The sequence below is a fragment of the Aggregicoccus sp. 17bor-14 genome (genome assembly GCF_009659535.1).
Classification (GTDB): Bacteria; Myxococcota; Myxococcia; order Myxococcales; family Myxococcaceae; genus Aggregicoccus.
On the sequence record NZ_VJZZ01000024.1, the window covers coordinates 21,557 to 47,222 of the forward strand.

Below are 25,666 nucleotides of genomic sequence, written 5' to 3' on the forward strand. Positions count from 1 at the left end.
GCCGGTCACCCCCGCGGGACCCGGTCCCACCCGGCCGAGTCATCCCGCGCACTTGGGCCCCGGGCACGGCGCTTGCGAGAGGGTGGGGCCACGGAGGAGTGCGCGCGTGATCGACGAACTCGGACAGGACCTGCGCTACGCCCTGCGCATGCTGCGCCGCCAGCCGGGCTTCGCCCTGGTGGCGGTGCTCACGCTCGCGCTGGGCATCGGGGCGAACACCGCCATCTTCAGCGTGGTGGACGCGCTGCTGCTCAAGCCGCTGCCCTACGCCGGCGAAGAGGCGCTGGTGATGGTGTGGGAGACGAACCGCGAGGGCAAGGCGGGCACCACCAGCCCGATGAACTTCCGCGACTGGCGCAAGGCGGACGCCTTCAGCGGGCTCGCGGCCTTCTCCAACCTCGCCTTCAACCTCGCCGGCAGCGGCGAGGCGCCCCCCGAGCGCGTGCAGGCGAGCAGCGTCTCGAGCAACTTCTTCGAGGTGCTCGGCGTGCGCCCGATGCTGGGCGCCACCTTCGAGCCCGCGCCGGACGGCGTGGCGGACGCGCGCACCGTGGTGCTCAGCCACCGGCTGTGGCAGCGGCGCTTCGGCGGGGACCCGGGCATCGTGGGGCGCACCGTGCGCCTGGACGATGCGCCCTACACCGTGCTCGGCGTGATGCCCGCGGGCTTCGAGTGGGCGCAGATCGCCCCGAAGGGCGCGAGCGCGCGCGACGCCGCCGAGCTGTGGACGCCCGCGCCCCACCACGACGTGCCCCAGCTGGGGGTGGACACCGGCGTGGAGCTCTCCAGCTCGCGCGGCACCGGCTACCTGCGGGTGGTGGGGCGGCTCGCGCCGGGGGTGAGCCTGGCGCAGGCAGGCAGCCGCATGCAGGCGCTGGGCGCGCAGCTCGCGCGCGATTTCCCCGAGGACAACGCGGGCTCGAGCATCCGGGTGCTGCCGCTGCGCGAGCAGCTCTACGGCAGCACGCGCCCCATGCTGCTGGTGCTGCTCGCGGCGGTGGGGCTGGTCCTGGCCATCGCCTGCGCCAACGTGGCCAACCTCTTCCTCGCGCGCGCGGCCGGACGGGGGCGCGAGCTCGCGGTGCGCACGGCGCTGGGGGCGCGGCGCGGGCGGCTCGTGCGCCAGCTGCTCACCGAGAGCCTGCTGGTGGCGCTCGCGGCCGGCGCGCTCGGGCTCTTGCTCGCGGCGTGGGGCGTGGACGCGCTGCTCGCGCTGGAGCCGGCGGACGTGCCGCGCCTCACCGACGTGGGGCTGGACGGCGCGGTGCTGCTCTTCACGCTGGGCGTGTCGCTGGGCACGGGGCTGCTCTTCGGCCTGCTGCCCGCGCTGCACGCCTCGGACCTGGACCTGCACGCCACGCTGAAGCAGGGCGCGGGGGTGAAGGGCGGCGGGCGCGGGAAGCGCTCGCGCGCGGCGCTGGTGGTGGCCGAGACGGCGCTCGCCCTGGTGCTGCTGGTGAGCGCGGGGCTGCTCTTGCAGGGCTTCTGGCGCCTGCAGCACGTGGACCCGGGCTTCGAGCCCGACCGCCTCCTCAGCTTCGCCGTCAACCTGCCGAAGCAGCCCTACTCGGACGAGGCGCGCCAGACGGCCTTCTACCGCCAGGTGCTCGAGCGGCTCTCGGCGCTGCCCGGCGTGGAGCGCGCGGGCGCGGTGCTCACGCTGCCCTTCGGGCGCGACAACATCGGGCTCACCCTCAACGTGGAGGGCCGCCCGCCGCCTCCGCCGGGGCGGGAGCAGCCCACGGCCGGCTACCAGGTCGCCTCGCAGGACTACTTCGCCACGCTCGGCATCCCGCTGCTGCGCGGGCGCGGCTTCCTGCCCACGGACGTGGACGGCTCGCTGCCCGTGGTGCTGCTGAGCGAGGCCGCGGCGAAGGCGAACTTCCCCGGCGAGGACCCGGTGGGCCGGCGCATCCGCATGGGCGGCGAGGGCAACCGCTGGCTCACCGTGGTGGGCGTGGTGGGGGACGTGCGCCACGGCGGGCTCGGCGAGCCGCCGCGCGCCGAGGTCTACCGCCCGTTCGAGCAGGACGGCTGGGCCTTCCTCACCTTCGTGCTGCGCACGCGCGGCGAGCCGACGGCGCTCGCCCAGGCGGCGCGCGACGCGGTGCGCGCGGTGGACGGGCAGCTGGCGATCGCCCGCGTGCAGCCGGTGCGCGCGCTGGTGGACGCCTCCATCGCGCGCGAGCGCTTCCTCTCCCTGCTGGTGGGGGTGTTCGCCGCGGTCGCCCTGCTGCTCGCGGCGGTGGGGCTCTACGGCGTCATCAGCTACGCGGCGCGCGGGCGCACGCAGGAGATCGGCGTGCGCATGGCCCTGGGCGCGCGCCCCGCGGACGTGCTGCGGCTCGTGCTGGGCTCGGGGCTGCGCCTCGCGCTCGGGGGCGTGGCGCTGGGGCTGGTGGGCGCGTGGGGCGCGGGGAGGCTGCTCGCGAGCCAGCTGCCGGGGGTGCGCGCCGCGGACCCGCTCACCCTCGCCGCGCTCGCGCTCGCGGTGTGCGCCGTGGCGCTCGCCGCCACCTGGCTCCCCGCGCGCCGCGCGATGCGCGTGGACCCGCAAGAGGCGCTGCGCGCGGAGTAGGACGTGGCGCCCTGCGTCTTACCCCGCAGGGCAGGTGGCCTCCGGCGGGGGGCGCGCCCACCGTTGGGGTGTCGCCGAGAGGCGACACACACGGGCCCCTCAGAGGGCTCAGGCCAGAGGCACAGGGGCTGTCTTCCTCCGGGAAGCGGCCCCTTCTCTTTTGCCGCATGCCCGCCGCACGCGGGCCGCCCAGTGTCCGGGCGTGCAACCTCGCGCCACGCCGGGGCTTCCCGCAGCCGGGCCGGGGGGTATGAGCTTCTCTGCGTGCACCTCCCGCCCTCCCACCGCGCGGCGCCGCCCGCGAGCATCCTCCTGGTGGACGACCACCCCGCGAGCCTCCTCGCGCTCGAGGCGGTGCTCGAGCCGCTGGGCCAGCGCCTGGTGCGCGCGCAGAGCGGCCGCGAGGCGCTCGCGGCGCTCTTGCACGAGGACTTCGCCTGCGTGCTGCTGGACGTGCAGATGCCGGAGCTGGACGGCTTCGAGACGGCGCGCCTCATCCGCGAGCGCCCGCGCACGCGCAGCCTGCCGCTGCTCTTCCTCACCGGCGTGCACCGCGAGGAGGCGGCGGTGCTGCGCGGCTACGCGCACGGGGCGGTGGACTACATCCTCAAGCCCTTCAACCCGGACATCCTGCGCACGAAGGTGGCGGTGTTCGTGGACCTCTTCCAGCAGCAGCGCGCGCTGCGCGAGGAGGCGCGGGTGCGCGCGGACCTCGAGCGCGAGGTGATGGAGCGCGAGCGCGAGGCGCGCTTCGCCCCGGCGCTGGACTCGGCGCTGGACGGCCTGCGCCGCGACCTCGCGCCGCTCACCCTGGTGGACGCGATGGTGGCCGCGGCGCCCGTGGGGCTCGCGGTGATAGACCCCGCGCTGCGCTACCTGCGCGCGAACGAGGCGCTCGCGCGCCTCCACGGCGTGCCCATGCAGGCGCTGCCCGGCCACACGGTGCAGGAGGTGGCCCCGGACGTGGCGGAGCGGGTGGCCGAGCGCGTGCGCGAGGTGCTGCGCACCGGGCAGCCCGCGCTGGGGCTGCCCTTCGTGCGCGAGCGCGTGCCCGGCGAGCGCCGCCACCTGCTCGCGAGCTACTACCCCCTGACCTTGCCGGACGCGACGCGCGCGCCGGGCGCGGCCGTGGCGGTGGGCGTGGTGGCCATGGACGTGACGGCGCTGAAGGAGGCCGAGGAGGCCCAGCGCGCGAGCGAGGAGCGGCTGCGCGTGGTGCTCGCCGCGCTCACCGAGGGCGTGGTGGTGCAGGACGCCGCGGGCGTGCTGCGCATGGCCAACGCGAGCGCCCAGCGCCTCTTCGGCGAGCCCGCGGCGAGGCTCGCCGGGCGCACCTCCTACGACGCGGAGTGGGGCGCGGTGGACGAGGAGGGCCGCCCGCTGCCCGGCGCGCTGCACCCGCCCATGGTGGCGCTGCGCACGGGGCAGCCGGTGCTGGGGCGGGTGATGGGCGTGCGGGGCGCGGAGGGCCGCACCGTGTGGCTCTCGGTCAACGCCCAGCCCCTCTTCGCCGAGGACGGGCGCACCCCCACGGGGGTGGTCTCCTCCTTCGTGGACGTCACCGAGACGCGCGCGCTCGCGGAGGAGCGCGCGCAGCTGCTGCGCGAGGCGCAGGCGGCGGTGCGCCTGCGCGACGAGTTCCTCAGCGTGGCGAGCCACGAGCTGAAGACGCCCCTCACCCCGCTGCACCTCAAGCTCGCGGGGCTGCAGCGCCAGGCGCAGGCGGGCGGGCTGCTCGAGGCCGGGCGCGTGCAGGCGGACCTCGCCGTGGCGCAGCGCCAGGTGCGCCGGCTCGCGAGCCTCGTGGACGACCTGCTGGACGTGAGCCGCCTCACCCAGGGCCGGCTCACCCTCAGCCCGGAGCCGGTGGAGCTGGGCGCGCTGGTGCGCGACGTGGTGGGAGGCCTCGAGGCGGAGGCCGCGTGGAGCGGCTGCAGCGTGGCGCTGGAGGTGGAGGAGCCGGTGGAGGGCGCGTGGGACCCGGTGCGCCTGGAGCAGGTGGCGAGCAACCTGCTCACCAACGCGCTCAAGTACGGGGCGGGCCGGCCGGTGCAGGTGCGCGTGGGGCGGCGAGAGGGGCGCGCGCTGCTGAGCGTGCGCGACCACGGCATCGGCATCGAGGAGGAGGCGCTGCCGCGGCTCTTCGGCAAGTTCGTGCGCGCCGTGAGCGAGCGGCACTACGGGGGCCTCGGGCTCGGGCTCTTCATCACCCGGCAGATCGTGGAGGCGCACGGCGGCAGCGTGAGCGTGCAGAGCCGGCCCCACGAGGGCGCCCTCTTCGAGGTGCTGCTGCCCCTCGCCGCAGGTGGGACCCCGTGAGCGGCGAGCCGAGCGCGCGGCCCCCGGTGGCCGACTTCCTCGAGCGCCACCTGGACGCGCTGTGCGAGCGCTACCGGGAGCAGGTGGGGCAGGCGGAGAGCGCGCGCGGCCTGCGCCCCGCGGAGCTGCTGGACTCGCTGCCCGAGTTCCTGCGGGTGCTCGCGCGCCGCTCGCGCGAGGGGAACACGCCGGAGCTGGCCGAGGAGCGGCGCCGGCTGCAGGAGACGCACCTCGCGCTGCGGCTGCGCCAGGGCTTCCGGCAGGAGGAGGTTACGGGTGAGTACGTGACGCTGGGGCGGCTGGTGGCGGGGCTGTGGGAGGGCCTGCCGCCCGCGCAGCAGCCCCCCACCGAGGACACCGCGCGCTTCTTCGAGGCGCTGCAGGAGGCGATGGACGCCGCGGTGGGGCTGTTCACCGGCTACAGCGTCGCGGACCGGCAGCGCGAGAAGCGCGCCCTGCGCCAGCTGGACGCGCTCGCCCCCGAGCTGCTCGCGCGCACGGACAGCCCCGCGCAGCTCGTCTCGCGCATCGCGCCGCTGCTGCAGGTGGTGTGCGACGCGCTCGCCCAGGACGGCGCCGAGCTCTTCCTCGCGGACGAGGCGGGCGCGCAGCTCATCGCCTCGGTGGGGGTGGGGCTGTGCCGCGGCGCCGCGCCGCCTCCGGCCCGGCAGCCCCTGCCGATGGGGCGCTTCCTCGCGCGGGTGGCCGGCTCCGAGGACCCGGTCGCGCTCGCGGACGCGGCGCTCGCGCCGCCGGAGGAGACGGCCGGGCAGCAGTGCTCGGGGCTGCGCTCGCTGCTGGGCCTGCGCCTGTGGCCGCACGGCAGGCTGCTGGGCGTGGTGTACGTGGGCAGCCGGCACCTGCGCCCCTACGAGCCGCAGGCGCGCCGCTACCTGGAGACGCTGGTGGAGTACCTCTCCGGCATCCTCGACCGCGCGCTGCTCTTCCAGAAGCTGCACGAGGCCACGCGCCTGCACGCCCAGGGCGAGACGCACTGGCGCCAGCTGGTGGAGAGCATGCAGAGCTACGCCACGCTGTGCCTGCTGGACCCGGAGGGCCGCGTGGCCACCTGGGACGCGGGCGCCGAGCGCCTCACGGGCTACGGCGCGGACCAGGTGCTCGGCCAGCACCTGCGCCTCTTCTACCCGGAGGGCGCGCGCCACGACGCGGACGCGCACCTGCGCGAGGCCGCCCGCAGCGGGCGCTTCAGCGGCGAGGGCTGGCGGGTGCGCGCGAAGGAGCCCAGCCCCTTCTGGGCGGAGATGACGCTGCTCGCGCGGCGCGACGCGGGCGGCGCGCTGCTGGGCTTCACCAAGATCACCCGCGACCTCACCGAGCGCCAGAGCGCCGAGGCCGAGCGCGCGCGCCTGCTCGAGCGCGAGCGGCGCCGCGGCGCGCAGCTGCGCGAGCTGGCGGAGGTGGCGGTGGCGCTGCACGCCGCCGAGGGCGTGCCCGCCGTGCTGCAGCTCATCACCGACCGCGCGCGCAGCGTGATCGGCGCCCACCAGAGCGTGACCTCGCTCAGCGCGCGCACCGGCCACGAGATCCGCGCCATCTCGCTCTCCGAGCAGTACCGGGCCTGGAAGGACTACAGCGAGCCGCCGGACGGCAGCGGCATCTACGCGCTGGTGCTCGAGCAGGGCCGCCCCCTGCGCCTCACCCAGGCCGAGCTCGAGGCCCACCCGCGCTTTCGCCACTTCGGAGGCCGGGAGGAAGCGCACCCGCCGCTGCGCGGCTGGCTCGCGGTGCCGCTGCTGGACCACGCGGGGCAGCCCTTCGGCCTCATCCAGCTCTCCGACCGCGAGGAGGGCGACTTCACGCCGGACGACGAGGCGATGCTCGTGCAGCTCGCGCAGCTCGCCAGCGTGGCAGTGGAGAACGCGCAGCTGCTGCGGCGGCTGCGCGAGAGCGAGGACCGGCTGCGCCTGAGCCTCGCCGCCGCGGAGCTGGGCACCTGGGACTACGACCCGCTGGGCGGTGCGCTGAGCTGGGACGAGCGCACCCGCGCCCTCTTCGGCCTCCCGCCCGACGCGACCGTCACCCGCGACACCTTCTTCTCGGTGGTGCACCCGGAGGACCGCGAGCGCACGCGGGAGCAGGTGCGCCGCGCGCTCGCGGGCGAGGGGGGCGGCCTCTACGACGCGGAGTACCGCGTCGCCGAGCCGCCGGAGGGGCGCGAGCGCTGGGTGTCCGCGCACGGCCGCGCCTTCTTCGACGCCGAGGGCCGCCCGCGCCGCTTCCTCGGCACCGTGCGGGACGTGACCGAGCACAAGCGGTGGGACGAGGAGGCCGCGCGCCGCCTGCAGTTCGAGGAGCAGCTCATCGGCATCGTGAGCCACGACCTGCGCAACCCCCTCAACGCCATCCTCCTGTCCACCGGCGCGCTGCTGCGCCGCGCGGACCTGGACGCGCAGGCGCGCGAGGGGCTGCTGCGCACGCTCGGCTCCGCGGAGCGCATGGTGCGCCTCATCCGCGACCTGCTGGACTTCACCCAGGCGCGGCTCGGCGGCGGGCTGCCGCTGCGCCGCGGGCCGCTGGACCTGCACGCGCTCGCGCAGCAGGTGGTGGACGAGGTGCGGCTCGCCCACCCGGAGCGCGTGCTGCAGCTCGCACAGGAGGGCGAGGGCCACGGCGTGGGGGACGCGGACCGGCTCGCGCAGGTGCTCACCAACCTGGTGACCAACGCCCTGCAGTACAGCCCGGCGGATGCGCCCGTGCAGGTGCGCACGCGCGGCAGCGCCGGCGGCGAGGGCGGCCCCGGCGAGCTCACCCTCACGGTGCACAACGCGGGCGAGCCCATCGACCCCTCGTTGCTGCCGCGGCTCTTCCAGCCGCTCGAGCGCGGGCCGGGCGCGGGGCGGGCCTCGGGCGGCGCGCGCCGCAGCATCGGGCTGGGGCTCTATATCGTGGAGCACATCGTGCGCGCGCACGGCGGGCGCATCGAGGTGGACTCGCGCGCCGGGGCAGGCACCACCTTCACCGTGCGCCTGCCGCGCGAGCCGCCTACCGCCGCGCCGCGAACAGCTCCAGCCGCCGCGCCGCCGTGAGCGCGAGCGCCTCGAGCGCGCGCCGCTCCGCCGCGCCCAGCTGCCGCGGCAGGGAGTCCACCACCGCGAGCGTGCCGGTGGGGCCGTCGTGCAGGCGCACCGGGACGCCCGCGTAGGCGCGCACCCCGTGGCGCTCCGCGAGCGCGGTGGGCAGCCCGGCGTCCTCGCGCGCGTCGCGGACGTGCAGCGGCGCGCCGCTCACGCCCACGCAGCGGCAGAAGGCATGGGCGCGCGCCGTGCGCTCGCCCGTGGCGTCGTCCGGCAGCACGCCGCGCGCCACCGAGGCCTGGGCCCCCTCGAGCACGAGGTTGAGCGTGGCCACGGGAAAGCCCGTCTGCTGCAGCGCCTGCTCCAGCAGCGACTCGAGCAGCGGCTCGAGCGCGGCGGCTCCCGGTCCCCGTCCCAGCGGGACGTGGGGAGGAAGGGGCAGCAGGCGGGCGATGGCAGGAGGAGGAGGCATGGCGGAGTTCCCTGTCCCTTTTTCTATACGCGCTCCGCGGCGCGCGGGATGCGGGGGTGCACCGCGGGACGAGAGGGCAAAGGGCCACATGCCCGCACCCGGGCGCAGTCCCCGTGTCGCCTCGCGGACGCCGCGCCCGCGCGCGTTGTCCCGCAGGGCAGGTGCGTCAGGACGCGGCGGGTGCGGCGGGACCCAGCGGCAGGCGCAGGGTGAAGGTGGACCCCTCGCCGGGCGCGCTGCGCAGCGAGATGCTGCCGCCGTGCGCGAGCGCGATGCGCCGCGCGACGGAGAGGCCCAGCCCCACGCCCGGGATGCTCTCGCGGCTCGCGCGCGCGCGGCGGAAGGGCTCGAAGATGCTCTCGTGCTCCGCCTCGGGGATGCCCACGCCCGCGTCCTGCACGTCCACGCGCGCCCACTGCGCGGCGCCGGCGCCCGGCTCGCCCTGGGGCTCCATCGACAGCCGCACCTGCACGCTGCCGCCCCCGGGGCTGTACTTGATGGCGTTGGAGAGCAGGTTGTTGAGCACCTGCGAGACGCGCGTCGCGTCGCAGCGCACGCGCAGGGGCCCCTCGGGCAGCACGAGCAGCAGCGCGTGGCGCTCCGAGACGTCGCGGTGCAGCTCCACCGCCTCCTGCACCAGCTCCGCCAGGTCGTGCTCGCGCACCTGCAGCGCGAGCTGCCCCGCCTCCACCCGCGTGGTGTCCAGCAGGTCCTCCACCATGCGGGCGAGGCGGTCCGCCTGCCTTCCGACGAGCGCGAACTTCTCGCGCACCTTGTCCTCCGGCGGCAGCGCGCGCTGCGGGCTCATCAGGTGGGCGGTGGCCTTGAGCGCGCTCAAGGGGTTGCGCAGGTCGTGCGCCACGCCGGCGAGGAAGCTCAGCTGCGCCTCGCGCTCGCGGGCGAGCCGCGCCGCGAGCACGTTGAAGGCGCTGGAGATCTCCCGCAGCTCGGCCGGGCCCGCCTCGGGCACGCTGCGCACCGGGCCGGTGGGGCTGAAGCCGTGCAGCGCGTGGCGGAAGTCCTCCAGCGGCCGCAGCAGCTGGCGGCGCGCGGCCCACAGCAGCGTGGCGAGCCCGCCCAGCAGCAGCAGGCCGCTGCCCACGCCCGCCGCGTTGGCCACCGAGCGCCAGCGCTGGGCCTCGGCGATGGCGCGCTGGGCATCGCGGAAGTTCTGCTCGCTCAGCGCCTCGGCCGCCGCCACCGCCCGGCTGAGGGCTGCCTGCGCGTCCGCCGCCGAGGCGGGCCCGGAGGCGCGCGCCAGGTACTCCTGCACGCTGCTGCGCAGCGCCTCCACCGCCGCCGCCTTCTGGGGCGGGGTGCGCTCGCGCGGGAGCCGGTCGAGCCAGCCGTGCAGGCCGTCCGCCGCGCGCTGCACGGCCGCCACGCGCTCGGGCGCGGCGGTGGCCTCCAGCAGCTCGCGCTCGCGGTCGTGCAGCAGCAGCGCCACCTCCACCTCCTCGGCGGCGCCCAGCTCCTGCAGCGTGCGCGTGAGCTCGTCGCTCGTGCGGCTGAGCTGGCGGGTGATGAGCAGGGGGGCCACGGACACGGCCAGCGCGAGCGCGAGCAGGCCCACCGTGGCCAGCACCATCAGCCTGCGCAGGCTCAACGCTCCGCCCTCTGCTCCACCCGCCACCAAAGGCCTCCTCGCCCTGCGTGCTCCGTCCCTGCCCCGCATCGCGCGGCAGCCTACGCCCGCGCGGCGCGGCGCGGGGTCGCGAAGCGACGCCCCCGCGCCCCGGGCGCCCGGCCGCGGCGCCGCCGGCGTCCGGTGTGCAACGCCCGCCGCCCGGGGGAGGGCGGCGCCTCAGTGGGGCCCGTGCTCCGCGCCCGCGGCCGGCAATGCCGCGCCGGGCGGGCGGGCGCCGGCGTCGCGCACGCCGGCCACCTCCGGCGGCCCGGTCGCCTCGCGCTCGCGCGCCGCCGCCTCCAGCCGCCCCTGCACGCCCGCCTGGCGCCAGCGCGCCTCGCGCCGGGCGAGCGCGTCCTGCAGGAGCACCTGCACCGCGCCCGCCACCGGCAGGGCGAGCAGCGTGCCCAGCACGCCCGCGAGCGCCGTGCCCACCAGCATCACCAGCGCCGTGACGAGCGGGTTCATGTGCAGCGTGTGGCGCTGCACCAGCGGCTGCAGCAGGTGGTTCTCCACCTGCTGGTAGCCCAGGAAGACCCCTGCGCTGATGAGGCCCGCGTGCGTGCCGGCGGTGGCGAAGGTGGTGCCCACCACGAGGATGCCGCCCAGCAGGCTGCCCACGAAGGGCACGATGCTCAGCAGCACCATGGAGAGGCCCAGCGGCAGGTAGTAGGGCACGCCCAGCAGCAGCAGCGCCACGGTGGTCACCGCGCCCGCCACCATCGCCACCACGCAGGTGCCCGCCACGTAGCCGCCCACCGCGTGGCGCATGCGCCCGAGCAGCGCGCGGGTGTGCGCGCGCCGCTGCGGGGGCACCCACGCGAGCGCGCGCCCGTAGAGCGCCGGGCCGAAGAGCAGCATGAAGAGCGTGAGCACGACCACGCTCACCAGCGCCGCGAGCCCCTCGAGCGCGCCGGTGGCGAGCCCCACCGCGCGCCCCGCCGCCCGCGGCGCCCGGCTGCGCAGCTCCGCCTGCGCCCGCTCCAGCAGGTGGAAGTGCTCCTCGCCCCACTGCACCGCGCGCGTGTGCCGCAGGCGCTCGAGCAGCTCGGGCCCCGCCGCGACCAGCTGCTGCCCCTGGTCCACCAGCATCGGCACCAGGGTGAAGAGCGTGGCGGCCACCAGCCCCAGCGCCGCGAGCAGCACGAGCGCCACCGCGAGCCCGCGCGGCACTCGGTGCCGCTCGAGCCACGCCACCGCCGGGTGCGCCGCGAGCGCGAGGAAGAGCGCGACGAGCGCCCACCCGAGCACCGTGCGCGCCGCGTGCAGCGTGAGCACCAGCGCCGCGAGCGCGAGCAGGTTCAGCCCCACCGTCCACACCGTGCGCGGCGTCACCTGGGAGCGGGGCGGGGCAGGAGCCATGCCCTACGCTGGGCACCCGCCGCGCGCGCCGCAAGGCACGGCGCCCGCTACTCCTCGAGCATCAGCTCGTTCTGCTCGAGGTGCGCCCCCATCACCGGCCACACCCAGAAGGCGGCCTGGGCGCGCGCGGCCTGCTCCTGCTGCGAGGCGGGCGGCGTCGGTGCAGGAGCCGGAGCGGGCTTCGGCGCGACCCTCGCGGGCGCGGGCCTCGCATGGGCCCCGGCCTGCGCGGGCGAGAGCACGGCCACCCCGAGCCCCAGCGCGAAGGCGGAGACCAGCCCCACGCCCCAGCGCCGCTGCATCACCGGGTCCTGTGCTCGCCTTCGCCGCATCGCCGCTCCTCGCCGTTCCTGTCGTTGGGGGTCAAATAATGAGATGCCCTAGTAGCGGCCCCGTTTCAACACGTCGCTCTTGGAGACGGTGCCCACCAGCCGCCGCTGCGCATCCACCACGGGCAGGTACTCGAGCGCCGTCTCGCTGAAGCGGGCCGCCACCTCGGCGAGCGAGAGCTCGGGGGTGATGGGCACGATGCCGGTGTCCATCACGTCCGCCGCCACCGTCATCTCCAGCAGCGAGTGGTCCGGGAGGTGTCCCTTGAGCCGCTCGAGCACCACCACCCCGAGCAGCCGCCCGTGCGGGTCCACGACGTAGAGGTCTCCGCCCGCCTGCTGCTCGAGCAGCCGGACGACCAGCTCCTGGAAGGGGGTGGAGGGGGAGACCGTCTGCGGCTCGGGCACCACGATGGCGCGCACGCCCTCCGCGCGCAGCCAGGTGGGGGTGATGGCGGGCGGCAAGGGCACCTTGCGCCGCCGCAGCACCGCCGTGTAGAGGCTCTCCGGCTCGAGCCGCCGGCTCACCGCCGCCGCGAGGACCGCGGAGAGCATGAGCGGGAGGATGAGGCCGTAGTCGCCGGTGAGCTCGAAGATGATGAGCACCGCGCTCACGCTCGCGTGCGTCGTGCCCGCGAGCACCGCGCCCATGCCCAGCAGCGCGTAGGCGCCCGTGGGCGCGCCGCCCGGCGCCACCAGCCCCGCCAGGTGCCCGAAGGCCCCGCCCAGCAAGGCCCCGTAGAAGAGCGACGGGGTGAAGAGCCCGCCCGGCACGCCTGCGCCCGCGGCCACCGAGGTCACCAGCAGCTTCGCCAGCGGCAGCAGCAGCAGCAGCGCGAGCGACACCTGGCCCAGCAGCGCCGCGTTCACCACGTCGTAGCCGTTGCCCAGCAGCTGCGGCGCGACCAGTGCGCTCGCGCCCACGCCCGCCATCGCCACCAGCGGCAGGTAGGGCGCGACGATGCGCGGCGCGTCCTCGAGCATCACGCTGAGCGCGTTGATGCCGCGCACGTAGAGGGCGCTCGCCACGCCCAGCAGCGCGCCCAGCAGCAGCGCCAGCACCAGCTCGCGCGGGTGGGTGAGCTGGTAGTGGGGGATGACGTAGCTGGGGTGGTCCGCGATGAGCGTGCGGCTCACCAGCGTGGCCACCACGCACGCCACCACGATGGGGCCGAAGAGCTCGAGCGCGAAGGAGCCCAGCAGCACCTCCAGCCCGAAGAGGGCGGAGCCGATGGGTGCGTTGTAGGCCGCCGCCATCCCGGCCGCGGCGCCGCAGGCCACCAGCAGCCGCGTCTGGTCCGCGGGCGTCTTCCAGCCGCGCGCGAGCGCCGAGCCGCTCGCGGCCCCCGTGGACAAGAGCGCGCCCTCGCGGCCGAGCGGCGCGCCGCAGGCCACCGCGAGGATGGACACCGTGCCGCGCAGGAGCGCGCGCGGCAGCGGCATGCGCCCGCTCTTCACCCAGATGCTCTCGATGATGCCGGCCGTGCCGTGGCCACGCAGCGGCTGGCCCACCAGGAGGCTGGTGAGGGTGACGAGCGCGCCGCCCAGCAGCGGCACCGCCACGCGCCGCCAGTGGGGCGCCGCGTACACGCCCGGCAGGAAGCCCTCGCCCGAGTGGCGCCAGAGCAGGTGCTGGGCAAAGCGCAGCACCTCGATGAGCAGCGCCGCGCCCGCGCCCGAGATGAGCCCCACCAGCACCACCAGCACCCAGAAGCGCTTGGCCACGCCGGGCAGGTCGCGCAGGAAGTCCCCCACCGAGTGGTGGAAGCGGCGCGGCGGCGTGAAGCCGGGCGCGCGCGCGGGCGTCGAGACCGGAGGCTCGGGCAGGGGGACTTCGCTCACAGCCTCTCAAGGTGGGGAGCGGCAATTTCATTCGCCTCGCCGCGCCTGTACGCCCGCTCCCCGTGCGAGCCCAGCGGAGGCGTTGCGGGCCGCCCTCCCGCTCTCGACCTTGAGGGAAGAGGGAGGGTTCACCAATGAAGCCCATCATCTCGTTCGCCATCGCGCTCGCCGTCGTCTGGTTCGTGTGTGTCGCCGTCCTCAAGGTGGCGGGGCTCGCCATCCACCTGGTGCTGCTCGCCGCGGCGCTGCTGCTCATCACCGGCATCGTGCGGGGCGCCATGTCCCGCGGCCGCGCCAGCGTCTGAGCCGGCGCGCGCGCACCGCGTCATGCGCTGCGCGACACGTTGCGAGCGCCCGCGGCGGTCCCCACCGTGAGGGGTGCGCCTACTCCGGGGAGACCTCCATGGCAGATGCGCGGCGCTCGCGCCCCACCGAGATGATCCGCAGCCTCGCCCTGTCCATCGGGGACCTCGCCACGCAGGGGGCCACGAGCGGGGTGGTGCACGGCCTGCGCAGCGCGATGCCCGAGCTGGACGGGCAGGTGCGCCAGCTGCTGCAGGACACGATCGTCGCGCTGGGCCGCATCGCGCACGAGGCCGCCGAGGCCGAGTCCGCGGCGCCGAAGGAGACCGCGCACGCGCTCGCCGCGGCGGCCGCGCGCGGCGCGCTCGAGGAGCTGGAGCGCGAGTGGAACGACGGCGGCATGCCGCTGCACGCCTTTGCCGGGCGCATCAATGGGCTGCTGGACCGGCTGGACCAGTACCTCGGCTCGCGCCACCGCGCCTTCCAGAGCCCGGACGAGTTCTCGCGGGGCGTGGTGGCCGGCGCCGCGCAGCAGCTGCGCGAGGAGCTGCCCGCGTTCGCGGACTCGCTGCGCGCCATCACTCCGGTGAGCGCGGAGGTGGCGGAGCAGATCGGCCGCGGCATCGTCTCGGGCGTGCAGGCGCAGCTGCGCGAGGACCCGCAGGCCTTCGCCGGCCTCATCGACCGAATGCTCGATGGCACCATCGAGCGCGCGGGGCGCGAGCTCGCGCGCGGACTCGCCGCGGGCCTGCGCGAGGAGCTGAAGAGCTCGCCGCAGGCCGCCGAGCACCTCGTCGCGCGGCTCGAGGAGCTGGCCGAGCGCAGCGCCGCGGCGGCCGTGCGCGGCGTGCGCAGCGGCCTGCCGGATGCGGCCTCGGTGCGCACGACGACGGCCGCCCTCACCCGCGGCATCTTCGACTCGCTGCGCCGCCCGCTCGCCGCCGTCGCCGGGGCCACCGGGCTGCTGCTCACGGTGGGGCTCTTCACCCTGCGCCCGCGCCGCGCGTAGCCGGGCCTTCTGCCCAGTAGCCGACCCGGCAGACGCGCGCCCGCTCGTGCCGGGCTGCCCTGCGCCCACGGCCGTGCTGACCTTTACCGCCTGTGCGGGCCGGCGAGCGGCCTGCGGGAGGGCACGATGAAGCGGCTCGGCATCTGCGCGGTGCTCCTGTTGACCCAGGTTGCGCTGTCCTGCGTGCGCAATCCGGCCACGGGCAAGAAGCAGTTCTCGCTCGTGTCCGAGTCGCAGGAGATCCAGCTCGGGCAGCAGGGGGCGGAGGAGGCGCGCCAGAGCATCGGCCTGTACGACGACGCCAAGGTGCAGGCCTACGTGGCGCAGCTGGGCAAGAAGCTGCTCGTGCACGCGCAGCGCCCGAACCTGCCCTGGAGCTTCCAGGTGGTGGACGATCCATCCGTCAACGCCTTCGCGCTGCCCGGCGGCCCCGTCTTCGTCACCCGCGGCATCCTCACGTACATGAACTCGGAGGCGGAGCTCGCGGGCGTGATGGGCCACGAGATCGGCCACATCACCGCGCGCCACTCGGCGAACCAGCTCTCGAAGGCGGAGATCGCCCAGGTGGGGCTCGGCGTGGGCAGCATCTTCGTGCCCCAGGTGGCGCAGCTGGGCGGCGCGGGCCTGCAGCTGCTCTTCCTCAAGTACGGGCGCGACGCGGAGACGCAGGCCGACGAGCTGGGCTTCGGCTACATGCTGCAGGCCGGCTACGACCCGCGCCAGATGGGGGACATGTTCGTCACCCTGCAGCGCGTGGGCGAGGCGGCCGGCGGCGGGCTGCCCGAGTGGCTCAGCACGCACCCGGACCCCGGCAACCGCCTGCAGAAGACCGAGCAGCGCGTGGCGGCGCTCAACCGCGACCTCTCCGGCCTCGCGGTGGACCGCGACACCTACCTCGCCATGGTGGACGGCATGGTGTTCGGCGAAGACCCGCGCCAGGGCTTCTTCCGCGGCCAGACCTTCTACCACCCCTCGCTCAAGCTGAAGCTGGAGTTCCCCCCGGGCTGGAAGACCCAGAACACGCCCCAGTCGGTGGCGGGGATGAGCGAGAAGCAGGACGCGCTGGTGGGCATGTCCGCCGCGGGCAAGCTCAGCCCCGAGCAGGCCGCGCAGAAGTTCTTCCAGCAGGAGGGCGTGCGCCAGGCGGCCGGCGCGAGCCAGGGCGACGTGAACGGCCTTCCTGCGGTGACCAGCTACTTCGAGGCGCAGACCCAGCAGGGCGCGATCGCGGGCATCGTCTCCTTCGTCTCCTACGGCGGCGCCACCTGGCAGCTCGTCGGCTACACCAGCGCGCAGGCCCTGCAGGGCTACGACTCCACCTTCCGCCACTTCATCACCAGCTTCGGGCCCGTCACGGACAAGAGCGTGCTCGACGTGCAGCCCGCGCGCGTGAAGCTGGTGAAGCTCACCGAGAGCATGACGCTGCAGCAGTTCCAGCAGCGCCACCCCTCCACCATTCCCATCGAGCAGCTCGCCATCATCAACGGCGTGAAGGCGACCGACAGCATCCCGGCGGGCACCACGCTCAAGCAGGTGGTGGGCGGTCCGGGCCCCGCCGTCAGCTCGGGCTCGGGTGCGAGCGGCGCCGCGCGCTGAGGCGCAGGCGCACGAGGTAGACGGCGATCGCCACGTTCACCACCAGCACCAGCACGCGCAGGGGCGTGGGGTGGTGCGCGAGCCCCCACAGCTCGAAGGGCACCAGCGCGCTCACGCCGGCCACCACCAGCCACTCGCCCCACGCGTAGCCCAGCCACAAGAGCACGCCCTCGAGCAGCGTGGTCGCGCCGTCCAGCCACGCGAAGGGCGCGCCCCGCTGCAGCGCGGAGGCGGTGACGTGCAGGTCCAGCCACGCCGCGAGCCGGTGGAAGAGCGCGCCCCACTCGAGCAGCTCCGCCGCGAGCCGCTGCTCGAAGCCCAGCACCCGGTCGGGCGCGAAGGTGAGCCACGCGGCGAGGAAGAGCACCGCGGGGGCCTTGAGGAACTTGTAGGCGACGATGAGCTTCAGCCCCGTCGGCCCCTGCCTCCCGTGTGGCTCGCGTTCCATGAGCGCGGTGCTAGCGCGCTTCTCACTTCTTGTCGTGGTGGGGCAGCACCGTGTCCACCATCCCCTTGAGGCTCTGCTTGATGAAGCCCCCGCGGTCCGGGTCGCCCCTGAGCACGCTCGCGGCGAAGGACTTGGCCTGCTCCAGGGTGATGTGCGGCGGGAGCGGGGGCACGTCCGGGTCGGTGTAGGCCTCGAGCACCACGGGGCGGTCGGCGCGGAAGGCCTCGTCCCAGGCGGGCCCCAGCTGCTCGGGGCGGTCCACGCGGATGCCCTTGAGCCCGAGCGACTCGGCGTACTTCGCGTAGGGGAAGTCCGGCAGGTCCTGGCTCGCCTCGTACTTGGGGTTGCCCTCCATCACGCGCATCTCCCACGTCACCTGGTTGAGGTCGCGGTTGTTGAGCACGAGCACGATGAGGCGCGGGTCCTGCCACTCCTTCCAGTACTTCGCGATGGTGACCAGCTCCGCGTTGCCGTTCATCTGCATCGCGCCGTCGCCCACCAGGGCCACCACCGCGCGGTGGGGGAACGCGAACTTCGCCCCGATGGCGTAGGGCACGCCGCAGCCCATGGTGGCGAGGTTGCCGGAGAGGCTCGCCAGCATGCCCTTGCGGATCTTCACGTCGCGCGCGAACCAGTTGGCGCTGCTGCCGGAGTCGGCCGCGAGGATGCAGCCGTCCGGCAACCGCGGGGACAGCTCCCAGAACACGCGCTGCGGGTTGATGGGCTTCGCGGACTCCATCGCGCGCGCCTCCAGCACCTTCCACCACTGCCGCACGCCCTTCTCCACCTCCTCGCGCCAGCCCCGGTCCTGCTTGCGCTGCAGCAGCGGGAGCAACGCGCGCAGGGTCTCGCGCGCATCGCCCGTGAGGTTCACGTCCATCGGGTAGCGGATGGAGAGCATGCGGCCGTCCAGGTCGATCTGCACCGCCTTCGCCTGCCCCTCCTTGGGGAGGAACTCGGAGTAGGGGAAGCTCGAGCCCACCATCAGGAGCGTGTCGCAGCCCATCATCAGGTCCCAGCTGGGCTTGGTGCCCAGCAGGCCGATGGCGCCCGTCACGAAGGGCAGCTCGTCCGGCAGCACCGCCTTGCCCAAGAGCGCCTTGGCCACGCCCGCGCCGAGCACGTCGGCCACCTCCACCAGCTCGTCCGCCGCGCCGAAGGCGCCCGCGCCCGCGAGGATGGCCACCTTCTTGCCGGCATTCAGCAGCTCCGCCGCGCGCCGCAGGTCTCCTTCCGTGGGCAGCACGCGCGGGTCGCTGTAGCCCACGCCCGAGTGCACGGTGCCGTGCGCGCGCTCCGGCGGGCTGTAGGGCAGGTCCTGCACGTCGTTGGGCAGGATGATGCAGGTGACGGTGCGCTCGGCGCGCGCGATGCGCACCGCGCGGTCCACCACGTGCCGCACCTGCGAGGGCTCGGTGACCATCTGCACGTACTCGTGCGCCACGTCCTTGAAGAGCGTGGGCAGGTCCACCTCCTGCTGGTAGTGCCCGCCCAGCGCCGCGCGCGCCTGCTGCCCCACGATGGCCACCACCGGGCGGTGGTCCAGCTTCGCGTCGTACAGGCCGTTGAGCAGGTGGATGGCGCCGGGGCCGCTGGTGGCGAGGCACACGCCCACCTCGCCGGTGAACTTGGCGTGCGCGCACGCCATGAAGGCCGCCATCTCCTCGTGCCGCGTCTGGATGAACTGGAAGTCGGGGTGGCGCCCCAGCGCGCCCATGATGCCGTTGATGCCGTCGCCCGGGTAGCCGTAGAGCCGGTGCACGCCCCACTGCGAGAGGCGGAAGAGGAGGTAGTCGGCGACGGTGGCGCTCATCAGGGGCTCCAGAGCAAGGGGGTGCTTTGAGGAGAAACTAGGTATGCAGGGCCGCCCCTTCAGGTCCGGGCCGCCCGTCCTACTGCACGCCGCCGGGGGCGGGCGAGGGCCCGGCCCCCGTCCGGCAGGGCGTGCGGGCGTCCGCTGAAGGGCAGTGTGCCCCGCGCGCTGCCGGCCGGGCGCGCGCCGTGCCTAGCTTCGGGGGAATGGTCGCGGTCCTCGTCTACGCCGTCGCGCTGGTGCTGGCCGCGCTCTTCTCCTCGCTCGCGCGCCGCAGCGTGCTCTCCACCTCCGTGCTCTTCCTCGGGGCCGGGGTGGTGACGGGGCCGGGCGTGCTCGGGCTGGTGGACGTGCAGCCGGACTCGCCGCTGGTGATGTGGCTCGCCGAGGTCGCACTCGTCACGGTGCTCTTCAGCGACGGGATGCGCACCCCGCTGCAGGAGCTGACGCGCGCGGCCTCGCTGCCGGCGCGCGCGCTGCTGGTCGGAATGCCCCTCACCTTCGGGCTGATCGCGCTGCTCGGCCACCTGCTCGCGGACCTGCGCTGGCCCGAGGCGCTGCTGCTCGCCGCGGTGCTCAGCCCCACGGACCCCGTCTTCGCCTCGGCGCTCGCGGGCGAGCGCGCGGTGCCGCGCGGGCTGCGCCAGCTGCTCAACGTGGAGAGCGCGGTGAACGACGGCATCGCCCTGCCCGCGGTGGTGGTGCTGCTGGAGCTGTGCAGCCGCGATCCGCTGCGCCCCCTGCCCCTGCTGCTGGAGGTGGCGGGCGGGGTGGCGCTGGGGTTGGCCATCCCCTGGCTCGTGCTGCAGTTGGCGCGGCTGAGGGCGCTGGGCGCGAGCGACGACTACCTGCCCCTCGGCTCCTTCGGCCTCGGGCTCACGGTGTTCGCGGTGGCGAAGCTCACCCACGCGAACGAGTTCCTCGCGGTGTTCGCCGCCGGCGTCACCATCAGCACTGTGGCACCGCGCGCGCGCCCCGCCTTCGCGCGCTTCGGCGAGCTGCTCACCGAGCTGTTCAAGCTCGCGGCCCTGCTGCTCTTCGGCGCGCTCATGTCCCCGCACCTGCTCAAGGGCCTGTCCGCCGGTGACTGGGCCTTCGCGCTGCTCGCGCTGCTGCTCGCGCGCCCGGTGGGACTCCTGCTCTCGCTCGTGGGCAGCCCGCTCACGGGCAAGGAGCGGCTCGCGGGGGCGTGGTTCGGCCCGCGCGGCTTCGCCACCGTGGTGTACAGCCTGCAGGTGCTGCAGAGCGGCATCCCGGGCGCCCGCAAGCTCTTCCACCTCGCGGCGCTGGTGGTGGCCGCCTCGGTGATTGCCCACTCCTCCACCGACACCGTGATTGCCCGGCGCTTCATGGGCCCCGAGGAGGAGGAGCCCGAGCCGTCCGACCCGGACGCGGGCAGCTCAGGCGAGGAGCCGGTGCCACGCTGAGGCGCGGCGGCGGCGGTGCGCGAGCTCGCCCAGGGCCCCGCGCAGCCGCTCGCGCGCGGAGGCCGGACGGCGGCGCGGGCGCAGGGCGAGCGCCCCCGCGAGCGCGGCCCCGAGCCCTCCCGCCAGCAGCGCGGAGAGGGGCAGGGGCGGCGCCTCCTCGTTCGGCAGCGCCTTCGTCTCGGGCGCCTCGCCCGGGCGCAGCCGGGCGCCGCTCAGCGCGAGCCGCAGCACCTGGGCGAGGTGCAGCGCCTTGCGGCCGGTCCCCTGGGCTATTTGCTCGCGGCAGCTGAAGCCGTCCGCCACCACCAGCGCGTCCGCGCCCGCGTGGCGCACCGCCGGCAGCAGGTGGCGCTCGCCGCAGCGCTGCGAGACGTCGTAGTGCCCTGCCTCGAAGCCGAAGGCCCCCGCCATGCCGCAGCAGCTGGACTCGGGGACCGCGGCCTTCACGCCCGCGCGCTCCAGCACCTTCAGCTCGGAGTCGAAGTCCAGCACCGAGCGGTGGTGGCAGTGGCCCTGCACCACCGCGCGGCGCTCGAGCGCCGGCATCTGGAAGTCCTTCGCCTCCTTCTGCAAGAGCTCGCTCAGCGCGTAGGTCTGCTGGCTCAGCCGCTTCGCGTTCTGGTCGTGGGGGAAGAGCCCGGTGAGCTCGTCGCGGAAGACGGCGGCGCAGCTGGGCTCGAGCACCACGAAGGGCACGCCCGCCTCGATCTCCTTCGCGAAGCGGGTGAGCACCTGCTGCAGCAGCCGCTTCGCCGTGTCCAGCATCCCGTAGTCGTAGAGGGGACGCCCGCAGCACAGGAAGCCCTGCGGCACGCGCGGCGAGAAGCCCGCGGCCTCCAGCACCTCGAGCGCGCTCTGCCCGGTGTCCGGGTGGAAGTGGTTGTTGAAGGTGTCCGGGAAGAGGATGACCTCGCGCCCCTTCGCGCTCTGCACGGGACGCCCGCGCGCGAGCTGCTGCAGTGTGGCGCGCGCGAAGGCCGGGATGCGCCGCTCCGGGTGCACGCCGGCGGCCCACCGCGCGAGCCGCGAGAGGCCGCGCGTCTGGGTGAAGGTGTTGGCGAGCCGCGGCACGAGCGCCGCGGCGCGCGCCCAGAACATGATCAGCCCGAAGGCGTAGGCGTGGCGGGGGCGCAGGCGGCCCTCGTAGTAGTGGCTGAGGAACTCGGCCTTGTAGGTGGCCATGTCCACGTTGACGGGGCAGTCGCTCTTGCAGCCCTTGCACGCGAGGCACAGGTCCAGCGCCTCCTTCACGCTCTCGCTCCTCCAGCCCTCCTTCAACGGGTCTCCCTGCAGCATCTCGAAGAGCAGGTGGGTGCGGCCGCGCGTGGAGTGCTGCTCCTCGCGCGTGACCATGTAGCTGGGGCACATGGTGCCCCCTTCCGTGCGCCGGCACAGCCCCACCCCCACGCAGCGGGTGGTGGCGCGCGCGAAGCTGCCCTGGTCGTGCGGGAACTGGAAGTGAGTGCGCAGCGGCGGCGGCTCGTAGTGCGTGCCCAGGCGCAGGTTCTCGTCCAAGCGGTAGGGGTCCACCACCTTGTGCGGGTTCATCCGGTTGAGCGGGTCCCACAGCGCCTTGAACTCGCCCATGGCGCGCACCAGCTCATCGCCGAACATCTTCGGCAGCAGCTCCGCGCGCGACTGCCCGTCCCCGTGCTCTCCCGAAAGGCTGCCGCCGTAGCGCACCACCAGGTCCGCCGCCTCCTCGGCGAAGCGGCGGTAGTTGCGCAAGCCCTCCTTCGAGCGCAGCCCGAAGTTGATGCGGCAGTGGATGCAGCCCTGACCGAAGTGCCCGTAGAGCGCCGCGTGGTAGCCGTGACGCCCGAGCAGCGCGCGGAAGTCGCGCAGGTAGCCGCCCACCCGGTCCGGCGGCACCGCAGCGTCCTCCCAGCCAGGCCAGGCGTCCGGCTCGCCGGGGATGAAGGCGGTGGCGCCCAGGCCGCTCTCGCGCACCTCCCACAGGAGCTTCTCCTGCGCCGGGTCGTCGAAGAGGGACATGTGGGGCGCGTGCGGCTCGCGCTTCAGCGCCTCCATCAGCGCGCGCGCCTGCGCGTCCGCCTCCTCGCGCGAGTCCCCGCCGAACTCGACCATCAGCCAGCCGCGCCCCTCCGGCAGCAGCGAGAGGTCGCTCACGTCGAGCCCCTTGCGCCGCATGCCATCCAGCAGCACGTCGTCCAGCCCCTCGAGCGCGATGGGGCCGCTCTGCAGCACGCGCGGCAGGTGGTCCGCGGCGCGGTACACGTCCGGGTAGCCCAGCACCAGCAGGCTGCGCACCCGCGGGTTGGGCACGAGCCGCAGCGTCGCCTCCAGGATGGTGACGAGCGTGCCCTCGCTGCCCACCAGCGCGCGCGCCACCTGGAAGCCCTTCTCCGGCAGCAGCTCGTCCAGGTTGTAGCCGGAGATGCGGCGGGGAATGTCCGGGTAGCGCTCGCGGATGAGGGGCGCGTAGCGGTCGCGCAGCCGGCGCATGCCGCGGTACAGCTCGCCCACCCGGCCCCCCTGCCGCTCGAGCCGCGCGAGCTCCTCCTCCGAGGTGGCGCCCACCTTGAGGCGCAGCCCGTCGTAGGTGAGCACCTCCAGCGCCTCCACGTTGTCCGAGGTGCGCCCGGCCATCTGCGCGTGCATGCCGCAGCTGTTGTTGCCCAGCATCCCGCCCAGGGTGCAGCGGTTGTGGGTGGCCGGGTCCGGGCCGAAGGTGAGCCCGTGGCGCTGCACCGCCACGCTGCGCAGGTCGTCCAGGACGATCCCCGGCTGCACGCGCGCGGTGCGGCGCTCCGGGTCGATGGAGAGCAGCCGCCCGTAGTGGCGCGTCAGGTCCATCACCACCGCCACGTTGCAGCACTGCCCTGCGAGGCTGGTGCCCCCGCCGCGGCTGAGCACCGGCGCGCCGAACTCGCGGCAGGTGCGCACCACCTGCGCGATGTCCTCCGCGCTGCGCGGGCGCACCACGCCGAGCGGCACCTGGCGGTAGTTGGAGGCGTCCGTCGCGTAGAGGGCGCGCGCGCCCGCGTCGAACTGCACGTCGCCCTCCTCCCCGCCGCGCAGCCTGCGGCGCAGCGCCCTCTCCAGCCCGCGCAGGTCCAGCGCGCGCCTCTCCTCCTGCGCATGGCGCACCGGGGGTGTGGAGGGAGAGGGCGGCGGAAGGGTGGGCTGCTGCGGGGGCTCGGGCCTCATGCGCTTCCTCTCACGGCGAAGGGCGCGGCGTCCGCGCGCTTGAAGGTGAGCCCCAGGCCGGGGCGGGAGAGGTCCGGCGCGAGCGCGCCGTCCACCGGCTGCACCACGCCGTCGAAGAAGCGCTGCTCGAGCCGCGCGTGGTCGTGGAAGTACTCGAGGTGCACGAGCCTGCGCGCACACGCCGCCGGGTGCAGGTGCAGGCTGGGGGCGCAGTGCGCGGAGAGCGGCAGCCCCCACGCCTCGCACAGCGCGTCCGCCTGCAGGAAGCCGGTGACGCCGAGGCAGCGCGTGGCGTCCGCCTGCAGCACGTGCACGCTGCCCTGCTCCAGCATGCGCCGGAAGTAGGGGGGGCGGTCCCCGTACTCGCCCGCGGCCACCTGCATCCCCGGCGGCACGCGCGCGCACAGGAGCGCGAGCCCCGGCAGGTCATCGCTGCTCACGGGCTCCTCGAACCAGCGCACGCCCTGCGCGGCGAAGCGCTCGGCGAGCGCGAGCGCCTGGGCGCGCGAGTACGCGCCGTTCGCGTCCACGAAGAGCTCGGTGCCGGGGCCCACCGCCTCGCGCGCCGCCGCCACGCGCGCCGGGTCCTCCGCCGGCGCGCTGCCCACCTTCATCTTCACGCGGCTCAAGCCCTCCTCCACCCAGCCGGCGAGCTGGCGCTGCAGCTGCACCACGGAATACGAGGTGAAGCCGCCGCTGCCGTACGCGGGCACGCGCGAGCGCGCGGCGCCCAGCAGCCGCACCAGGGGCACGCCCAAAGCGCGCGCCTTCGCGTCCCACAGGGCCGCGTCCAGCGCGGAGAGCGCCATGGCCACCAGGCCTCCGCTGCCGAGGTTGCGCACCTGGGTGAGCAGCCCCGCCATGCAGGCGGGCACGTCGAAGGCGTCCTCGCCCACCAGGTGGGGAGCGAGCGTGCGGGCGATGAGCTCCGCCGCGCTCGCGTCCGCGTAGGTGTAGCCCAGCCCCGCCGCGTCCCCCGCCTCGAGCTCCACCAGCACCAGCGTGGTGGCGCTCCACGCGAGGGTGCCGTCCGCCTCGGGCGCATCCGTGGGCAGCGTGTACGCGCTCGGCGTCACGCGCGTGACGGGCAGGGCGCCGCGGTGCTTCGGAAATGACGGGGCCATGCGGGCCTTCCGCTCGGGGGGCCCCGGCGCGCGCAGCCAGGGTGGGGAGGGTGTGGAGGGCGGGGGTCGCCGGGGCAGGGCCACGTGCGCGCGCACACTCCGAGCGCGAGGCCCTGCGCCGTCCACGAGGGGTGCGGCGCTCCGTCCACCCCTGAAAGTGTGACCACAAAACAATGCGTGCAAGGGTGCATCCGGTCGCGCCCGCGGGTCCGCCTGCCCTGCAGGCGGCGGCGCCGTGCGCGCAGCGGAGCGGAATCTCGCGCGAGCCGTGCACGGCAGGCCCGCGCGAGTGTCCTCCGCTGGGCCCGCGCGGGCGCGGAGGGCTTCCGCGCGGGGGCCTTCGCACATAGCTCGGCGGGCATCGTGGCGCGTGCGCAGGCGACAGACGGCGGGCAGGGCCTCGAGCGGAGCTTCGGGGTGGGGCTCGCGCGCGCCTTCGGGGGCGCGCTGCTCTTCGCGCTGCCCATGCTGATGACGATGGAGATGTGGGAGCTGGGCTCCACCATGGCGCGCGGGCGGCTGCTGCTGCTGGTGCTCGCGCTGCTGCCGCTGCTCTACGGGCTCGCGCACTTCATGGGCTTCGAGGAGGCGGACGCCTTCCGGCAGGCGGCGGTGGACGCGCTGGTGGCCTTTGCGGTGGGCGTGCTCTCCAGCGCCCTCTTCCTCTTCCTCTTCGGGCTGCTCACGCCGCAGATGTGCGCGAGCGAGTGGGTGGGGCGCATCGCGCTGCAGGCGGTGCCCGGCAGCATCGGGGCGCTGCTCGCGCAGGCGCAGCTGGGGCAGGGCCGGGGCGAGGAGGGGCGCAAGCGGCGACAGGCGGGCCCCGCGGGCGAGTACTTCTACCTCGCGGCCGGCGCGCTCTTCCTCAGCCTCAACATGGCGCCCACCGAGGAGATGGTGCTCATCACCTACCGGATGGGGCCGGGGCGGGTGCTCGCGCTCGCGCTGCTGAGCGTGGCGGTGATGCACGCGTGGGTGTACGCGCTCGAGTTCCGCGGGCAGGAGCAGATGCCCGAGGGGACGCCGCGCGGCGGCGCCCTGTGGCGCTACACCGTGCCGGGCTATGCGATCTCGCTGCTCATCAGCGCCTACGTGCTGTGGACCTTCGGCAGCTTCGACGGGATGTCCTTCGCGGACATGCTGCAGTCCAGCGTGGTGCTGGGCTTTCCCGCGTCGGTGGGCGCCGCGGCGGCCCGCCTCATCCTCTGAGG

General features: G+C 75.1%; 17 protein-coding genes. 8 read left to right on the forward strand and 9 right to left on the reverse strand.

What is annotated here, in order from left to right:
- The first annotated feature begins 106 nt into the window (after window positions 1-106).
- From FGE12_RS29010 to FGE12_RS29020, 3 genes are all read left to right on the forward strand, one after another.
- Entirely contained in the window at window positions 107-2,578 is a 2,472-nt protein-coding gene (locus tag FGE12_RS29010) for an ABC transporter permease (protein ID WP_153869904.1), read from the forward strand.
- A 264-nt stretch (window positions 2,579-2,842) separates the two neighbouring features.
- Window positions 2,843-4,897: an ATP-binding protein gene (locus tag FGE12_RS29015; protein ID WP_194798385.1), complete on the forward strand. Its 2,055-nt coding sequence runs from the start codon at window positions 2,843-2,845 to the stop codon at window positions 4,895-4,897.
- On the forward strand, window positions 4,894-7,944 hold the full coding sequence (locus tag FGE12_RS29020) for a PAS domain S-box protein (protein WP_153869906.1): 3,051 nt from the start codon (window positions 4,894-4,896) through the stop codon (window positions 7,942-7,944). The genes FGE12_RS29015 and FGE12_RS29020 overlap by 4 nt, the downstream gene beginning before the upstream one ends.
- Here the strand turns inward: FGE12_RS29020 and FGE12_RS29025 are convergent.
- The 5 genes from FGE12_RS29025 to FGE12_RS29045 all read right to left on the reverse strand — a co-directional run bounded on the left by FGE12_RS29025 (window position 7,901) and on the right by FGE12_RS29045 (window position 13,564).
- Complete coding sequence (locus tag FGE12_RS29025; RefSeq protein WP_194798386.1) at window positions 7,901-8,404, reverse strand: GAF domain-containing protein; 504 nt, start codon at window positions 8,402-8,404, stop codon at window positions 7,901-7,903. The two genes, FGE12_RS29020 and FGE12_RS29025, sit on opposite strands and share 44 nt — an antisense overlap.
- 166 nt (window positions 8,405-8,570) lie before the next feature.
- Window positions 8,571-10,010 carry a sensor histidine kinase KdpD gene (locus FGE12_RS29030; protein WP_228531204.1) on the reverse strand — a complete coding sequence of 480 codons (1,440 nt, stop codon included), beginning with the start codon at window positions 10,008-10,010 and terminating at the stop codon, window positions 8,571-8,573.
- Window positions 10,011-10,208: 198 nt separating this feature from the next.
- Complete coding sequence (locus FGE12_RS29035) at window positions 10,209-11,393, reverse strand: AI-2E family transporter (protein WP_153869908.1); 1,185 nt, start codon at window positions 11,391-11,393, stop codon at window positions 10,209-10,211.
- A gap of 47 nt (window positions 11,394-11,440) precedes the next feature.
- On the reverse strand, window positions 11,441-11,725 hold the full coding sequence (locus tag FGE12_RS29040) for a hypothetical protein (RefSeq protein WP_153869909.1): 285 nt from the start codon (window positions 11,723-11,725) through the stop codon (window positions 11,441-11,443).
- Between the two features lie 48 nt (window positions 11,726-11,773).
- Window positions 11,774-13,564 carry a chloride channel protein gene (locus FGE12_RS29045; RefSeq protein WP_370459196.1) on the reverse strand — a complete coding sequence of 597 codons (1,791 nt, stop codon included), beginning with the start codon at window positions 13,562-13,564 and terminating at the stop codon, window positions 11,774-11,776.
- A gap of 134 nt (window positions 13,565-13,698) precedes the next feature.
- On the opposite strand from FGE12_RS29045, the gene FGE12_RS29050 reads away from it, so the two are divergent.
- From FGE12_RS29050 to FGE12_RS29060, 3 genes are all read left to right on the forward strand, one after another.
- Complete coding sequence (locus FGE12_RS29050; protein ID WP_153869910.1) at window positions 13,699-13,869, forward strand: hypothetical protein; 171 nt, start codon at window positions 13,699-13,701, stop codon at window positions 13,867-13,869.
- Between the two features lie 98 nt (window positions 13,870-13,967).
- Window positions 13,968-14,876, forward strand: a complete 909-nt coding sequence (locus FGE12_RS29055) for a hypothetical protein (protein ID WP_153869911.1) — start codon at window positions 13,968-13,970, stop codon at window positions 14,874-14,876.
- A gap of 126 nt (window positions 14,877-15,002) precedes the next feature.
- The gene (locus tag FGE12_RS29060) at window positions 15,003-16,472 is read left to right on the forward strand and encodes a M48 family metalloprotease (RefSeq protein WP_153869912.1); all 1,470 of its coding nucleotides are present in this window, start codon (window positions 15,003-15,005) and stop codon (window positions 16,470-16,472) included.
- Here the strand turns inward: FGE12_RS29060 and FGE12_RS29065 are convergent.
- On the reverse strand, window positions 16,435-16,920 hold the full coding sequence (locus FGE12_RS29065; RefSeq protein WP_153869913.1) for a DUF2127 domain-containing protein: 486 nt from the start codon (window positions 16,918-16,920) through the stop codon (window positions 16,435-16,437). The two genes, FGE12_RS29060 and FGE12_RS29065, sit on opposite strands and share 38 nt — an antisense overlap.
- A 22-nt stretch (window positions 16,921-16,942) precedes the next feature.
- Complete coding sequence (locus tag FGE12_RS29070; protein WP_153869914.1) at window positions 16,943-18,733, reverse strand: thiamine pyrophosphate-requiring protein; 1,791 nt, start codon at window positions 18,731-18,733, stop codon at window positions 16,943-16,945.
- 206 nt (window positions 18,734-18,939) lie between these two features.
- Between FGE12_RS29070 and FGE12_RS29075 the strand changes: the two genes are divergently transcribed.
- Entirely contained in the window at window positions 18,940-20,160 is a 1,221-nt protein-coding gene (locus FGE12_RS29075) for a sodium:proton antiporter (protein WP_153869915.1), read from the forward strand.
- Here FGE12_RS29075 and FGE12_RS29080 read toward each other — a convergent pair.
- Both FGE12_RS29080 and FGE12_RS29085 read right to left on the reverse strand, forming a co-directional pair.
- On the reverse strand, window positions 20,134-23,331 hold the full coding sequence (locus tag FGE12_RS29080) for an FAD-binding and (Fe-S)-binding domain-containing protein (protein ID WP_153869916.1): 3,198 nt from the start codon (window positions 23,329-23,331) through the stop codon (window positions 20,134-20,136). The genes FGE12_RS29075 and FGE12_RS29080 overlap by 27 nt on opposite strands.
- Window positions 23,328-24,455: an enolase C-terminal domain-like protein gene (locus FGE12_RS29085; RefSeq protein WP_153869917.1), complete on the reverse strand. Its 1,128-nt coding sequence runs from the start codon at window positions 24,453-24,455 to the stop codon at window positions 23,328-23,330. The genes FGE12_RS29080 and FGE12_RS29085 overlap by 4 nt, the downstream gene beginning before the upstream one ends.
- A gap of 363 nt (window positions 24,456-24,818) precedes the next feature.
- Here FGE12_RS29085 and FGE12_RS29090 point away from each other — a divergent pair, with 363 nt between their 5' ends.
- Window positions 24,819-25,664 carry a TIGR02587 family membrane protein gene (locus tag FGE12_RS29090; RefSeq protein WP_370459197.1) on the forward strand — a complete coding sequence of 282 codons (846 nt, stop codon included), beginning with the start codon at window positions 24,819-24,821 and terminating at the stop codon, window positions 25,662-25,664.
- Window positions 25,665-25,666 lie beyond the last annotated feature (2 nt).